Origin of the sequence: Shewanella sp. BC20 (assembly GCF_003129585.1) — a bacterium.
GTDB lineage: Bacteria > Pseudomonadota > Gammaproteobacteria > Enterobacterales > Shewanellaceae > Shewanella > Shewanella seohaensis.
The window spans coordinates 62,228-78,334 of record NZ_NHRI01000003.1; the positions used below are offsets into that span (position 1 = coordinate 62,228).

Annotated in this window: 11 protein-coding genes; 6 read left to right on the plus strand and 5 right to left on the minus strand. The window is 49.0% G+C overall.

Annotation, left to right across the window (positions count from 1 at the left end; genetic code table 11):
* Positions 1-48: 48 nt before the first annotated feature.
* Positions 49-2,307 carry an EAL domain-containing protein gene (locus CBX96_RS04540; protein WP_109285870.1) on the plus strand — a complete coding sequence of 753 codons (2,259 nt, stop codon included), beginning with the start codon at positions 49-51 and terminating at the stop codon, positions 2,305-2,307.
* Between the two features lie 52 nt (positions 2,308-2,359).
* Here the strand turns inward: CBX96_RS04540 and CBX96_RS04545 are convergent, their stop codons facing one another.
* On the minus strand, positions 2,360-3,370 hold the full coding sequence (locus CBX96_RS04545) for a D-alanine--D-alanine ligase (RefSeq protein WP_109285871.1): 1,011 nt from the start codon (positions 3,368-3,370) through the stop codon (positions 2,360-2,362).
* Positions 3,371-3,634: 264 nt separating this feature from the next.
* Positions 3,635-5,035 carry an asparagine--tRNA ligase gene (gene asnS / locus CBX96_RS04550; RefSeq protein ID WP_023267973.1) on the minus strand — a complete coding sequence of 467 codons (1,401 nt, stop codon included), beginning with the start codon at positions 5,033-5,035 and terminating at the stop codon, positions 3,635-3,637.
* 151 nt (positions 5,036-5,186) lie between these two features.
* Between asnS and CBX96_RS04555 the strand changes: the two genes are divergently transcribed.
* Positions 5,187-5,522, plus strand: coding sequence for a hypothetical protein (locus tag CBX96_RS04555; RefSeq protein WP_011622890.1), 336 nt, complete (start codon positions 5,187-5,189; stop codon positions 5,520-5,522).
* A 24-nt stretch (positions 5,523-5,546) separates the two neighbouring features.
* Here CBX96_RS04555 and CBX96_RS04560 read toward each other — a convergent pair whose 3' ends face one another.
* Both CBX96_RS04560 and pabB read right to left on the minus strand, forming a co-directional pair.
* Complete coding sequence (locus tag CBX96_RS04560) at positions 5,547-6,134, minus strand: CoA pyrophosphatase (RefSeq protein ID WP_109285872.1); 588 nt, start codon at positions 6,132-6,134, stop codon at positions 5,547-5,549.
* Between the two features lie 25 nt (positions 6,135-6,159).
* Entirely contained in the window at positions 6,160-7,563 is a 1,404-nt protein-coding gene (pabB, locus tag CBX96_RS04565; protein ID WP_109285873.1) for an aminodeoxychorismate synthase component I, read from the minus strand.
* A 122-nt stretch (positions 7,564-7,685) separates the two neighbouring features.
* On the opposite strand from pabB, the gene CBX96_RS04570 reads away from it, so the two are divergent.
* The 4 genes from CBX96_RS04570 to CBX96_RS04585 all read left to right on the plus strand — a co-directional run bounded on the left by CBX96_RS04570 (position 7,686) and on the right by CBX96_RS04585 (position 13,140).
* Positions 7,686-9,230, plus strand: a complete 1,545-nt coding sequence (locus CBX96_RS04570) for a fumarate hydratase (RefSeq protein ID WP_109285874.1) — start codon at positions 7,686-7,688, stop codon at positions 9,228-9,230.
* A 274-nt stretch (positions 9,231-9,504) separates the two neighbouring features.
* Positions 9,505-11,556 carry a S9 family peptidase gene (locus CBX96_RS04575; RefSeq protein WP_181382139.1) on the plus strand — a complete coding sequence of 684 codons (2,052 nt, stop codon included), beginning with the start codon at positions 9,505-9,507 and terminating at the stop codon, positions 11,554-11,556.
* 134 nt (positions 11,557-11,690) lie between these two features.
* Positions 11,691-12,149, plus strand: a complete 459-nt coding sequence (locus tag CBX96_RS04580; protein WP_109285876.1) for a GNAT family N-acetyltransferase — start codon at positions 11,691-11,693, stop codon at positions 12,147-12,149.
* 55 nt (positions 12,150-12,204) lie between these two features.
* On the plus strand, positions 12,205-13,140 hold the full coding sequence (locus CBX96_RS04585) for a M14 family metallocarboxypeptidase (RefSeq protein ID WP_109285877.1): 936 nt from the start codon (positions 12,205-12,207) through the stop codon (positions 13,138-13,140).
* 150 nt (positions 13,141-13,290) lie between these two features.
* On the opposite strand, the gene adhE is transcribed toward CBX96_RS04585, so the two are convergent.
* A complete protein-coding gene (gene adhE / locus CBX96_RS04590) occupies positions 13,291-15,891 on the minus strand; it encodes a bifunctional acetaldehyde-CoA/alcohol dehydrogenase (protein WP_109285878.1) in 2,601 nt (866 codons plus the stop codon).
* Positions 15,892-16,107: the final 216 nt, after the last annotated feature.

Consider the following 16,107-nt stretch of genomic DNA (forward strand, 5'->3'; position numbering starts at 1 on the left):
TCATCTTAGTAAGGTCGTTAACTTAAGCGCTAAATGACTAAGGGATGTATGGACGAAGGAATTGCGGTTACGGGCAGTATCGGCGAGATTAATGCTCAATTTAATCAAAGCGTTAGCTTAGAATGCTATAACGGCATCTTGTCTATGCTGCTCAATGGTGCGCCATTAGCAGAAATCCTCCATGCTTTAGTGTTAAAAATTGAAGATCAGCGTTTAGGCACGCATGCCTCCGTATTGCTACTCAGCGAAGACGGCAAAAAGCTGCTCACGGGCGCCGCGCCCCATTTACCCGATAGTTATAACCAAGCCATTCATGGGGTCGAAATTGGTCCTGGGGTTGGCTCCTGCGGTACCGCGGCATTTACTGGTCAGCGGGTGATTGTCGATGACATTGAACATCATCCCTATTGGGCACTGTATAAAGAGTTTGCATTAGCCCACGGGCTAAGGGCTTGTTGGTCTGAACCCATCAAAGATACTCAAGGCAAGGTCCTAGGTAGTTTTGCCATGTATTATGAGGAGGTTAAATCGCCGACTGCCGCGGATTTAACCTTGATAGCCGAGGCGGCGAGACTGGCGAGTTTAGCGGTAGAGCGCAGTCGGTCACTCGAGTTTCAGCGCCTTGCGGTGAAAATATTTGATCGCCTACCTCTGTCGTTAGTCATCACCAATGCCAGCCATTCCGTGCTCTATGCTAACGATGCATTCACCCAGATGGTTTATCCTGAAACCACTGATATTCATGATTTTTGCCCCGAACACTTTTTCTCTCCCTCTGAGCCCCACGAAATCGATTCCCTGTTTCAACATCTGTCTGAGGGCAAAATGTGGCAGGGTGAGTTGATTGGCCTGCGTAATAACGGTGAAACCTTTTACCTCGATTTAACCGTGACCGTGTTTCGCGAGCCCCATAGCAACGAGAATGGTTTTGCTTGGCTATTTTCCGATATCAGTGAGCGTAAAAAAGCGGCGCAGTTAATTAAGTATCAAGCCAACAATGATTCTCTCACTGGGCTGGCAAACCGTAATGCCTTGTTTAGACAAATCCAAGAGCTGATCTCCGCCGACAGCTTAACCCCTGGTTTTAGCTTTATGCTGATGGATTTGGACAACTTTAAACAAGTGAACGATACCTACGGCCACGACAAAGGGGATGCGTTGCTGGTGCAGGTCGTGGAGCAGATTAAGACCTGTTTAAATGAGCAGGCGGTATTTTCACGACTGGGTGGCGATGAGTTTGCGCTGCTGCTGCCGGGCCTTGTGACACAAAGAGAATTGTCACAACTGGCGGAGAAAATTAATCAGCAGGTTTATCGCCGTTATGAGCTGTCCCAAGATAAAGGGGTGTATAGCTCCGTGAGTATTGGGATTGCGCGCTTTCCCGAGGATGCGCTGGATTTGGAGCAGCTCTTAAACTGCGCCGATCAGGCCATGTATATCTCCAAGGCGAATGGCCGTAACCGCTATCATTTTTTCACCGAGCAAATGCAGCAGAATGCCGAGCGCATTGCGAATTTACATACACTGCTGAAACAAGCCTTAGAGCAAGAAGCCTTCGAGCTGTATTTTCAGCCGATTGTGGATGCGACAACTGGGCTTGTTCTGCGCGCCGAAGTACTACTGCGTTGGCAGCACGAGGGGCAGTTTATTTCCCCCGATGAGTTTATTCCTATCGCCGAGAACAGCGGTTTAATCGTTAACATTGGTCGCTATGTACGCAAGGCCGTGATGCAAACCATCATCGACATGCAAGCTCTGGGCTGGCCAATCAATTTAGCGGTGAACGTGTCGACCTTTGAGTTTTGGTCCCACGAGTTGCAGGATGCGTTTTGTGACTCCTTTGCCGATATTATCGAAGAACTGGGGTTAATTGAATTTCCCTACGAGCTTATCACCCTAGAAATCACTGAATCGCTGCTGATGAAACAGCATGTGCATTTAATCCAAGTGCTCAACGAGTTACGCGGCCGAGGCATTAAAATTTCCCTTGATGACTTTGGTACTGGCTATTCCTCCTTATCCTATTTGGCAAATTTCCCGATCGATCAAATCAAAATCGATAAGAGTTTTATCGATAGGTTAGATGAAGGCGAGCGCCACCTCGCATTGATTGAGGCGATTGTACGCTTAAGTCATGCGCTGAATTTGAGTGTGACGGCAGAAGGGGTCGAAACCGAGGCGCAGCTTAAGGTGATGATGGAAAACCATATTCAAGAAATTCAAGGCTATATCTTTTATAAGCCCATGCCCAAGGCGGCATTTTTTGAGTTACTTGCCGAGCAAGCTGCGGCCCATCACCATTCATGATGAGTTCAAACCAACTTCAAAAAAGAAGAGCGCCATAGGCGCTCTTTGTTTATCACTTAGTCGCTAACTGGCCATTAATCACCAAACTTAAGTATTCGGTAAAATCATGCCCATGGTTTTGCAACATCTTAGGGAACATCGAAATCGGCGTCGAACCTGGGAAGGTATTGATTTCGTTGAGCAGGATTTCATTATCTTGGGTTAAGAAAAAGTCGATGCGTGACAGATGGCGAAGCTTCATGCCCTTAAAGGCTTTAATTGCATAGGCGCGGATCTGCTCGCTGATGTCCGTTGGCACATTTTGCGCGACCACATCGGTGCGGGCCTTACTACTTTTCGCGTATTTCTCATCGAAGGTGTAGAAGGTATTGCTATCGCAGATGATTTCGCCCGGCAGGGTCGCAACCACTTCGCCTTGATACTCATAAACAGCGACTTCAAGCTCACGGGCTTTAATGGTTTTTTCGACAATCACATAGGGCGCATAACCGAAGGCATCTTTTAACACGCCAGCGACTTTGCTGCTGTCATCGACTTTATAGCAACCCACTGAAGAACCTTGAGATGCGGCCTTGACGAAAATCGAACCCCAGTTTTCGAGCGCGGCTTGGGTTTGGGCAATCGCTTCATCATCGTATTGATTTAAGAAGATATAAGGTGTGTTAGGAATGCCTAGGGCACTAAACCACATCTTAGCGGTGATCTTGTTAAAACAGTTGCTGCTGGCTTCGGATTCGCAACCAAAGTAGGGCAGTTGGATAAGGTTAAAATACGACTGAATGTCGCCTGTCTCGCCCGGATAGCCGTGAATGCAAGGGATCACATAATCCACAGGCCAAGGTGCCTTGGTCTCATCACGGAAGCGGATTTCGCGGTTATTGGTCAGCTCACAGTCATCGCCAGCGGCGGTTTGGTATTGGCCAAACTTGTCCAGTACTACGCGCAGTACATTAAACTGCTCGGATTTTGCTAATGAGGTTTCAAAATAATTAGCCGACAGTAGGGAAATATCGTGTTCCGCACTTCCACCGCCGCACAGCAAAAGTAAATTGATTTTTGACATTGTGATTCCTCGATTGAGCAAAATGCTGTTGAGTTGCCTTTTGCAACTCGCTTACTAACGACAACTAAGTGACTTCCTGCCATAGGGCTTTTATCTGCGACACGCACATAAGTTAGCCGCAGCCATCTTAGATTTCTTGCCACCTAAAGTGCAAGGACTCAGGCAAAGGAGTTTGACCGAGTGATGAATTTTAACGCATTTTTTATTGGGCAATAAAAAACGCGCCGAGGCGCGTTTTAAAGGATCTGTCTTTTAACGGACAAATTAGAAGTTCGCAGTGCGTGGCGCGCGTGGGAATGGGATCACGTCACGGATGTTCGATACGCCCGTCACGTAAGACACTAAACGCTCGAAGCCCAGACCGAAACCTGCGTGTGGCACTGTACCGTAACGGCGCAGATCGCGGTACCACCAGTAATCTTCTTTGTTCAGATCCATTTCTTCTAAACGCATATCCAGTACGTCTAAACGCTCTTCACGTTGCGAACCACCGATGATTTCACCGATGCCAGGGGCTAACACGTCCATCGCGGCAACGGTTTTACCGTCTTCGTTAAGGCGCATGTAGAAGGCTTTGATATCTTTTGGATAGTTCTTCACAACCACAGGGGCTTTGAAGTGTTCTTCGGCCAGATAACGCTCGTGCTCAGAGGATAAGTCGATACCCCAAGAGACCGGGAATTCGAACTCACGTCCACATTTTTGCAGGATCTCAACTGCATCGGTGTAATCTACTTGGGCGAAATCACTCGATACGAAAGATTGCAGACGCTCAATCACGGTTTTATCCACGTGCTGGGCGAAGAATTGCAAATCGTCCATACGCTCAGTTAATACCGCATTGAAGGCGTACTTCAGCATGCCTTCGGCAAGACTGGCGATATCGCTTAAGGTGGCGAAGGCCACTTCAGGCTCAACCATCCAGAATTCCGCTAAGTGGCGGCTAGTGTTTGAGTTTTCAGCACGGAAAGTCGGGCCGAAGGTATAGATTTTTGACAGGGCGCAGGCGTAAGTCTCGCCGTTCAGCTGGCCAGATACGGTTAAGAACGCCTCTTTACCGAAGAAGTCTTTGTCGTAGTCAACTTTGCCGTCGCTAGTGCGTGGCAGGTTTTCCATATCCAGTGTGGATACACGGAACATTTCACCCGCGCCTTCACAGTCCGATGCGGTGATCAGCGGTGTAGACACCCATACGAAACCGTTTTCGTGATAGAAACGGTGAATCGCTTGAGATAAACAGTTACGTACGCGGGCAACGGCACCAATAATGTTGGTACGTGGACGTAAGTGCGCTAGTTCGCGTAAATGCTCGATAGAGTGACGTTTAGCTGCCATTGGGTAAGTGTCTGGATCTTCAACCCAACCCGTCACTTCAACTTGTGTGACTTGCAGCTCGTAGGCTTGGCCAGCGCCAGGAGATTCCACAATCTCACCGGTTACGATCACAGAGCAGCCAGCTGTCAGCTTTAACACTTCGTTGTCGTAATTTTCTAAGCTATTTGGCACAACACCTTGGATAGGATTAAAGCAGGAGCCGTCATAGACAGCTAAAAAAGAGATGCCAGCTTTAGAGTCACGACGGGTTCTGACCCAGCCACGGACTGTGACTGTCGAACCAACTGCGTGCTCACCTTTAAATACAGAAGCGACCGATGCAATGCTCATTGTTGCTTAGTTCTCCAACGAAACGTTTTATATGAAAATTTTTGGAGGTTTATATTACCTTGCTGGTGGCTTTTCTCAAGCTGAAAAAGGTATCCTGAGGTTAATATTACTAATATTGAGTGATAGGGTGCCTTAAAACTTGGGAGGCGGTATGCGGAAAGTCAAAATATTTCAGATGATCCTCGCCACATTATCCATTCTGGGCTGGACCTTGGCGGTGTACGCGCTGATGGTGTTTGGCGAGGCTCGCCCCGAACGAGAGGTCGGATCCTACTTGAGTCGCGGTGAAACCTTCAGACACTATTGGGACCCAAGCGAAACCGAATTACTGCAATACATCATTTGGGGTTGCGGTGCGATAAGCCTGATAAGTCTGGCGTTTAATTACTATGTCGCCCACCACAGCAAACTGGGTTATTGGTTTAATATTCCCCTGTTGCTGTTAACCTCGCTGGTGGCGGGCTTATATGTGCATTTTGTGATTTAAACCGCCTAAAGCTGTGGGCGCTATTTACAACATCTCCTCGGGAAGACTCAAATGGCGGCAGAGGTGATCGATGATCGCCGCCGTCGCGCCCCAAATAAAGCGCTGCTGATAGGGAATAAAATGCACGCTGTAGTAACGCCCTTGGCGTAAAAACTGTTTGCGGTGGCGATTTTGCGGTTCGATAAAAAAGCTTAACGGCACGCGAAAACAGTCGGCGACTTCACCGGGATCGAGCCTTAAGGCAAAATCCTGCTTAATCATGCCCACCACCGGGGTGATTTCAAAGCCTGTAAAAGTATTGTGCGCGGGGAAGGTGCCTATCACTTCAACATTGTCCCGGCAAAGACCAATTTCTTCTTCCGCTTCCCTAAGTGCTGCCGTAATAGCGCTGCTATCACTGGGTTCAATCTTGCCGCCGGGAAAACTAATTTGCCCTGGATGCGCCCTAAGGTGCATCGGTCTTTGGGTTAAAATCAGATTCAGCTCGCCTTGGATTTCCTGTAAGGGGATCAGTACCGCGGCTTTACGTAACCCAAGGTGAGGGATAGCCGCCGGATCTTGCGTGGCTAAAGGATGCAGATTAAATCTGAGTCTAAATTCCGCTTGATCCATAGGCTTCCTATTCGTGTGCTGACGCTTATTGAGGGCTATCGAGTAAGGGTAAAATTCGGCTTATCTTGTCGAAGCTTTCTTGGTACTCGGCATCGACATTCGAGTCGGCGACTATGCCGCCGCCCGCCCAGCAATAGAGTTTACCTTGCTCAGCCACTAGCGTGCGTATGGTGATACTGGTGTCCATTTGTCCATCTTGGCTGATATACCCCATGGAACCACAATACAGACTGCGGCGTGAGGGTTCCAGTTCTTCAATAATTTCCATCGCGCGAATTTTGGGCGCGCCGGTAATTGAACCGCCGGGAAAGGCCGCCCGCAGCAAGTCACTGGCGTGGTATTGTGGGGCGAGTTTGGCGGTGACGGTACTGACTAAATGGTGCACCGCCGGAAAGCTTTCGACGGCAAATAAATGAGGTACTTGCACAGTACCGGGCGCCGCGACTTTGCCGATATCATTACGTAGCAAATCCACAATCATCACGTTTTCGGCGCGATCTTTAGGGGAGTTGGCGAGTGTTTGAGCCACCTTTTTATCCTGGTCAGGATCAGCATGACGTGGCAAGGTACCTTTAATCGGTTTGGTTTGAATGTCGTTACCGCGCAGCTGGATAAAACGCTCAGGCGAAATTGATAAAATCGCATTGTCATCCAGTCGCACAAAGGCGGAGAAGGGCGCCTGATTGGCACTTCGTAGTTTGCAGTAGGCCGTCCATTCATCGCCTTGATACTCTGCTTCAAAACGCTGGGTTAAATTAATTTGATAGCAATCACCACTATGCAGATACGCCTGTACTTGATTAAATTTCGCGGCGTACTGGGCTTTAGTGAGCTGCGCCGACCAAGGGCTGGTGAGAAGAAATTCCGCCTGTTTTGTGGTGTGGGCAATTTTTGCATCAATTATTTTCAACTGAGCTTCTAGCGCGGTTTCACCCAAATAGTGCACCATAAACCAGCTTTGCTGCTGATAATCGAAAATCAATGCCCAGTCGTAAAAGCCAATATTCATCTCGCCGAGGTGAATATCCTTTGCCGCAGTGCAGGGGAGCTGCTCAATTCGGCGGCCTAAATCATAACTAAAGCAGCCCATGGCGCCACCACTGAAGGGCAAATCGCAGGCAAAAGAGTGTGGATACCAATGGCGCAGCAGCTGTTTGACCAGCGAAAATGGGTCATCCTGCGGGCTGAGATGAGTTGGCTTGGCTAATTCAGGCAGATGAACTCGAATGTCAGTCAGCTCGCCTTGGGTGATCAGGGTGGCAATAGGATTTGCGCAAATAATATCGAATTTAGCGTCCTGATGGGACGCATTGGCCGAGTCGAGCAAGATGGCCCAAGGCTCGGCTGCAAAGTGTTCGAAGATTGCTGCAGTGCTGAATGTCCAGTCAAGTTGGCGTACTGCCAGCGGTAATGCCGCCCTATTTGCCATCTATTAACCCTATCTAAAAATGTGATGTAGCCCAAAAAGATGGGAAAGAGTATCATATTGGCCCAGAAAGAATTACACAAAAAAACAAGTAAGGCCCTAAAGGCTGCTGGAGCGCACCTACTATGTCATCTCACCATGAAACGTCTGAAAATGTAGTGATTAAACAAGCCGACTTCATTGAAAGTGTGGCGGATGCCCTGCAATACATCTCCTACTATCACCCCAAAGATTTTGTCGATGCCATGAGCGAAGCTTATGAGCGTGAGCAGAGTGCGGCGGCGAAGGATGCGATTGCGCAAATTTTGATTAACTCGCGTATGTCTGCCGAAGGTAAACGCCCACTGTGTCAAGACACGGGTATCGTGACCACCTTCGTTAAGATTGGTATGGGAGTTAAGTGGGACAAAACCGATATGACCGTGCAGCAAATGGTCGATGAAGGTGTGCGTCGTGCTTATACCAACCCAGATAACCCATTGCGTGCATCGATTGTGGCTGATCCTGCGGGTAGCCGTAAAAACACCAAAGACAACACCCCATCCGTGGTGCATATCGATATGGTGCCAGGCAACCATGTTGAAGTGGCTATTGCTGCTAAAGGCGGCGGCAGTGAAAACAAAGCCAAGATGGTGATGTTAAACCCATCTGATGATATCGCTGCTTGGGTTGAAAAAACGCTGCCAACCATGGGCGCGGGCTGGTGTCCTCCTGGTATGCTCGGCATCGGTATTGGCGGCACAGCTGAAAAAGCCGCTGTGCTGGCGAAAGAAGCGCTGATGGAAAGCGTGGATATCCATGAGTTAATGGCGCGCGGCGCAGAAACTACAGAAGAAAAACTGCGTTTAGACATTTTCGAACGTGCTAACAACCTCGGTATTGGTGCGCAGGGTCTTGGCGGTTTAACCACAGTGTTAGACGTGAAAATCAAATCTGCACCTACTCATGCAGCATCAAAACCTGTGGTGATGATCCCGAACTGCGCGGCAACTCGCCACGTACACTTCCATTTAGATGGTACGGGCCCTGCTGATCTTGCGCCGCCATCACTGAGTGACTGGCCAGAAATCACCCGCGAAGTGGGTAGCGATGTGCGCCGTGTTAACTTAGACACAGTCACTCAAGCCGATATCGAGCAGTGGAAGAGCGGTGAAACCATTCTGTTAAGCGGTAAAATGCTTACCGGCCGTGATGCTGCCCATAAGCGTATCCAAAGCCTGATTGAAAGCGGCGAAGGTTTACCAGAAGGCGTCGACTTTACTGGCAAGTTTATCTACTACGTTGGCCCAGTTGACCCAGTCGGTAACGAAGTTGTGGGTCCTGCTGGCCCAACTACCGCGACCCGTATGGACAAGTTCACCGATCTGATGCTGGATAAAACCGGCCTGATGGGCATGATTGGTAAGGCTGAACGTGGTCCAGCGACCGTTGAGTCTATCAAGAAGCACAAAGCTGTGTACCTGATGGCTGTGGGCGGCGCGGCTTACTTAGTGTCGAAAGCCATTAAGAAATCCCGCGTGGTGGCCTTTGCCGATTTAGGTATGGAGGCGATTTACGAGTTTGACGTACAAGATATGCCAGTGACTGTAGCGGTAGACTCAAACGGCGTGAATGCCCATGAAACGGGTCCAGCGATTTGGAAAGTGAATATCGCTAATGCCAAAGCTTAAGCAAATGGCCTAAGCGAATGTCCTTCTTGCAAAAATGTCGCTTTTTTAAGCGGGATTTGAGCGGGAAAGGGCGGCGAGTGGCACTCAATGACACCATTCGATGCAGACTGACAATTTGTCACAAAAAAATACGCTCAAGTACGCCTTTTGGCTTGCTTGAGCGTTTTTGTTTCGTTAGTGTGGCAAACTTATCTTCACAAAGACGATTGATGATCGTTTTGACCGTTCATTCGGTACAACTACCGAATGTGTTTAACAAAAGATGGATATAACAATGAAAATAGCTCCTCTCCTATTGGCGCTTAGCGCGGCAGGTTTGGCCTGTTCAGCCCACGCGGCCGATCCTAAGCCTTTTACTGTGCAACAGCTGGTTAAACTCAACAAATTGCATTCAGCCGCGGTGTCCCACGATGGCACTAAATTGGTCTACGGTCTGAAAACCGTTAATGACAAGGGAGAGGCGAGCTCAGATTTATATATTCTCGATTTGACGCAAGCGGACGCTAAGCCGATGCAGATCACTTCTGCTGCGGGTACTGAGCACGATGTCAGCTTCGCAAACGATGACAAATCGATTTATTTCCTCGCCAGCCGCAATGGTTCAAGCCAACTGTTCCAACTGCCATTAACGGGCGGTGAAGCGCAGCAAGTTTCTGATCTGCCATTGGATATTGATGGTTACAAACTCTCTAATGATGGCAAGCAAATCGTGCTCAGCATGCGTGTCTTCCCAGAGTGTAAAGACTTAGCGTGCTCAAAAGACAAATTTAAGGCTGAAGAAGATCGTAAATCGACGGGCCGTGAATACAAGCAGTTGATGGTACGTCACTGGGATACCTGGGAAGATCATGCCCGTAACCACTTATTTGTGGGTGCCCTTAACGGCGAGAAGCTGACTAAAGTGGTGGACATCACCCAAGGTTTAGACACAGAAACTCCACCTAAGCCATTCTCAGGCATGGAAGAAGTGACCTTCACTCCTGATGGCAAATATGTGGTGTACAGCGCCAAAGCGCCAAGCAAAGATCAAGCTTGGACGACAAACTACGATCTGTGGCAGGTGAGTGTGAACGGTGGCAAAGCCACTAACTTAACCGCCGCTAACATCGCCTGGGACGCCCAGCCAACATTCTCAAGCGATGGTCGCTATATGGCGTACCTCGCGATGACTAAACCCGGCTTCGAAGCTGACCGTTACCGCATTATGCTGCGTGATACCAGCACTGGACAGTCGAAGGAAGTGGCACCACTGTGGGACAGAAGCCCAGGCTCGCTGATGTTTGCACCGGACAACCGTACTCTGTATGTGACGGCACAAGACATTGGCCAAGTGTCTATTTTCAAAGTGAATACTCAGTTTGGTGATGTGCAGTCTGTCTACAGCGACGGCAGCAATAGCCTGATTGCGATCGCCGACGATCAACTGATCTTCGACAGCAAAACCTTAGTTGAGCCGGGCGATCTGTATCGCATCAACACCGACGGTCAAGGCCTGAAACGTCTGACAGAAGTCAACAAAGACAAACTGGCCGAAATCAAATTCGGTGAGTTCCAACAATTTAGCTTTAAAGGTTGGAGCAACGAAGATGTTTACGGTTACTGGATCAAACCTGCCAACTACCAAGAAGGCAAAAAGTATCCGATTGCATACCTAGTCCACGGTGGTCCACAGGGGTCATTTGGTAACGCCTTCAGTGGTCGTTGGAACGCCCAGTTATGGGCAGGCGCGGGTTATGGTGTTGTGATGGTGGACTTCCACGGTTCAACTGGTTACGGCCAAGCCTTTACCGATTCTATCAGCCAAGATTGGGGCGGTAAGCCATTAGAAGACTTACAAAAAGGTCTGGCAGCGGTGAGCCAACAACAAAAATGGCTCGATCCACAAAATGCCTGTGCCTTGGGTGGCTCTTACGGCGGCTACATGATGAACTGGATCCAAGGTAACTGGAACGATGGCTTTAAGTGCCTCGTTAACCACGCGGGTCTGTTCGATATGCGCTCTATGTACTATGTGACCGAAGAAGTGTGGTTCCCAGAGCATGAGTTTGGCGGCACTTACTCAGATAACAAAGCCTTATATGAGAAGTTTAACCCAGTAAACTATGTGGAAAACTGGAAGACGCCAATGCTGGTTATCCATGGCGAGAAGGACTTCCGTGTGCCTTATGGCCAAGGTTTAGCCTCATTCAGCTATATGCAACGCAAGGGGATTCCATCAGAGCTACTGATTTTCCCTGATGAAAACCACTGGATCTTAAAGCCAGAAAACCTCGAACAATGGTACGCGAACGTGTTCCGTTGGATGGACAGCTGGACGAAAAAGTAACGGATGATGGACTTAAATCCACTGGGTATTAAGTCCCATTAACTTGTTGCCAAAGCCAGAACCCTGTTCTGGCTTTTTAATACTAGGATTGTGAATCTAAGTCAGTTAAACACTGGACTTATCAAGGAATGAAGATGCTGATCAGAGCGGCGACGACAACAGATATTGAGGCGATAAGCGCATTAATCACGCAGCTTACACGAGTTTATATCGCCCCCACGTGCACAGATGTGGGCGCTGAAACCTTAGTCAAAGCCATGTCGGTTGAGTCGGTGGCTCATTATTTTGCCTTAGGTTATCAATATCATGTTGCAATTAATGAGACTGGCGAACTTGTCGGTGTGGTGGGGATGAAGGATAACAGTCATCTTTATCATCTATTTGTGGCGGATATTGCCAAGGGGCAAGGCCTGTCGCGTCAGCTGTGGGAGCTTGCTAAAGCTGAGTGTCTTGCTAAGGGAAATCCAGGCACTTTTACCGTTAACTCGGCGGTGAATGCGCTGCCTGTTTATCAGCACTTTGGCTTTGTTGCACAAGGTGATATTCGCGAGCGCGGTGGGATCCGCGATATTCCAATGCAACTCGTGCTTTGATCTATAACGATCTTTAACCATAAGACCCAAACATAAAATCAGAAGAAGAGAACCTATGGCGAATGTGAGTTTTTACCCAATCGGGACTGTCGGTGAAAAATGGGGCGATGCCGAAAAGGCCGCATGGTTTGCTAACACGCAAATTAAGCGTTCATACCAAGATAATGTAGTCACGCCACTAAAGGCGATGGAGTCACAACTGGCCGAAATAGGGCTGAGTGTGGTGCAATATGGCGCCTTATCGATTGACTCTGCGCGTTATCCCTTGTTTGCGGTTAAATCTGCTACGTTCGATCCGAACAAGAAAACCGTCTTAGTCACAGGTGGCGTACACGGCTACGAAACCAGTGGTGTGCATGGCGCCTTGGCTTTTTTGGCTAATAACGCGGCTCACTATGCTGAGCGCGTAAACTTAGTGGTGGCAGTGTGTGTGAGCCCCTGGGGTTATGAGACCATTAATCGCTGGAACCCCAAAGCTATCGATCCAAACCGCTCGTTTTATGCCAATAGCCCAGCAGAAGAGTCGGCAGCACTGATGGCACTGGTGGCAAGTGTCCCACAAGGTTTTGATGTGCATGTGGATTTACATGAAACCACCGACTCGGATGAAGATGAATTTCGCCCAGCATTGGCCGCGCGTGATGGCAAAGACTTTATCCCCGGCACCATTCCAGATGGATTTTATGCCGTAGGTGATACCGAAAATCCGCAGGATGCCTTCCAAAAGGCGATTATTGACGGGGTCAGCAAAGTCACCCACATCGCGCCCGCCGATGAAAAGGGCGAGATTATCGGCTCGACAGTGGTGCAACACGGGGTGATCAACTACCCATTGAAAGCACTAGGTTTATGCAGCAGTGTGACGGGTTGTATTTATAACACCACCACGGAAGTGTATCCCGACAGCCCATCGGCCACGCCCGCAGAGTGCAATCTAGCCCAAGTTGCCGCAATCACCAGTGCCATAGACTATGTGTTAGCGTTGAACTAGCTGAGTTTGTTTGATACTTGGCTTGAACAATCGTAACGCTAGCATGGCGTGAACAATTGATTTTGCTTAAGTTTCATCCATAAAAAAGCCCTCAAACGAGGGCTTTTGCATTGAATGACTTCTCTCCCTAGACACTATATCTATTAAGCGCTATTGCTCGGTAAATGGGCGGCCATAGTAGCTGTCGAGCAGTAGCTGTTTTAGCTCACTAATCAAAGGGTAGCGCGGGTTTGCGCCAGTACATTGGTCATCGAAGGCATCCTCGGCGAGCTCGTCTAGTTTGGCGAGGAAGTCGGCTTCGTTAACTCCCGCTTCTTGGATAGATGCTGGAATGCCCAGCGTCTTCTTGAGTTGCTCGATTTTTTCCAGCAATTTCTCGACTTTTTCCGCATCTGAACTTCCACCTAAGGCTAAATGATCGGCAATCGCCGCGTAACGACACAGGGCTTTGGGTCTGTCGTATTGGCTGAATGCGGCTTGCTTAGTGGGTAAGTCGGTCGCATTAAAGCGGATCACATTACTGATCAGTAGCGCATTGGCGAGTCCATGGGCTAAGTGAAACTCGGCGCCCAGTTTATGGGCCATGGAGTGACAGATCCCAAGGAAGGCGTTGGCGAAGGCGATACCGGCTATGGTTGCACCATTGTGCACTTTTTCACGGGCGATGGGAGATGCGGCGCCAAGCTCATAGGCATCGGGTAAATATTTGCACAGTAGGTCGAGTGCCTGCAGGGCTTGACCATCGCTGTACTCATTCGCCATCACGCTGACATAGGCTTCGAGCGCGTGGGTGATAGCATCGATTCCACCGAAAGCGGTTAAGGATTTAGGCATATCCATCACCAGATTCGGGTCAACAATTGCCATGTTAGGAGTGAGTTGATAGTCGGCGATGGGATATTTTTTACCAGTTTGTTCATCGGTGACTACGGCAAAAGGTGTGACCTCAGAGCCTGTGCCTGATGTGGTGGGGATTGCCACCATAGTGGCTTTGACGCCCATTTTAGGGAATTTATAGATACGTTTACGGATATCCATAAAACGCAGCGCTAAATCGGCAAAGTCGACATCGGGATGCTCGTACATCACCCAAATAATCTTGGCCGCATCCATGGGTGAGCCACCGCCTAAGGCAATAATCACATCGGGCTTAAAGCTATTGGCGACTTTGGCACCTAGGCGTACGGTGGCCAGTGTGGGGTCGGCTTCCACCTCGTAAAAGACTTCGGTTTCAAGGCCCTGTGCTTTTAAAATCTTTAAGGTTTCGTCGCAATAACCTTGGTTAAACAGGAATCTGTCGGTCACTACGAGGGCGCGTTTTTTATCGCTTAATTCTTCAAGGGCAATGGGTAAACTGCCGCGGCGAAAGTAGATAGATGAAGGAAGCTTGTGCCACAGCATGTTTTCAGCCCTCTTAGCGACGGTTTTTTTATTGATTAAATGACTTGGGCCGACGTTTTCCGAAATCGAGTTTCCGCCCCAAGAGCCACAACCTAAAGTGAGCGAGGGAGCGAGTTTAAAGTTGTACAGATCGCCAATGCCGCCCTGTGACGCAGGAGTGTTGATTAAAATTCGCGCGGTTTTCATTCTAAAACCAAAGGTTTTCACCCGCTCAGTTTGGGTGTCTTGGTCGGTATATAAGCCTGATGTATGGCCAATACCGCCTAAGGCAACTAAGGCTTCTGCTTTATCGACGGCATCATTGAAATCGGCGGCGCGGAACATGCCAAGTAATGGGGATAGTTTTTCGTGGGCAAAGGCTTCGGCCTCTGTGATATCGGTGACTTCACCAATTAATACCTTAGTAGTGTGGGGGACATCAATGCCCGCCATTTGCGCTATGGTTGCGGCGCTTTGGCCGACGATATCGGCATTTAAGCCGCCATTTTTAAGGATGACTTGTTGCATCGCAGCGGTTTGCGCTGCATTTAAGAGGTAACCGCCATGGGTCGCGAAGCGCTCTTTGACTTGCTCGTAGATACTGTCAACCACAATTACCGCTTGCTCTGAGGCACAGACAACGCCGTTATCGAAGGTTTTAGACATCAGAATCGAGCTGACCGCGCGTTTTATGTCGGCGGTTTCATCAATAACAATCGGCGTGTTACCCGCGCCCACGCCAATTGCGGGTTTGCCGGACGAGTAGGCGGCTTTCACCATGCCTGGGCCACCTGTGGCGAGGATAAGGTTCACTTTAGCGTGGGTCATTAATTGATTGGAAAGTGCCACACTGGGCTCATCAATCCAACCGATAATGTCCTTGGGCGCACCGGCGGCAATAGCAGCATCTAGCACCAGTTTAGCCGCTGTGGTGGTCGAGACTTTCGCCCTTGGGTGAGGGGAGAAAATAATCGCATTGCGGGTTTTAAGGCTGATCAATGCTTTGAAAATGGCGGTGGAAGTGGGATTCGTGGTGGGGACAATCCCACAGATAATGCCCACGGGCTCGGCGATAGTGATAGTACCGAAGGTGGGGTCCTCGGATAAAATTCCGCAGGTCTTTTCATCTTTGTACTTGTTGTAAATGTACTCGGAGGCAAAGTGGTTTTTAATCACTTTGTCTTCTATCACTCCCATTCGGGTTTCGGCGGCGGCCATTTTCGCAAGCGATATGCGCGCATCGGCGGCGGCCAGTGCGGCGGCGCGGAAAATGGCATCGACTTGAGCTTGGCTAAAACTGGCATATTCGGCTTGCGCTTTGGCGACGCGCTCGACCATGAGATCCAGTTCTTGAGCATTAGTTACTGTCATGATTAAGACTCCTAAAAAGATTTAGGGAATGCGCGATTCGCTAAATCTTCTTTATGGTAAAAAATTACACCTAAAGCTGAGGTGAAAGTGTGATCGCCTAGTCAGTTTGGCGCTCTTATGTAATAAAAATACAGTAACTATGATCTGTTTTACCCTCTTTGACTTAGAATCGGCCGAGGATTGCCAGCAGCTATTACTCAAACTTGTGATTTAACC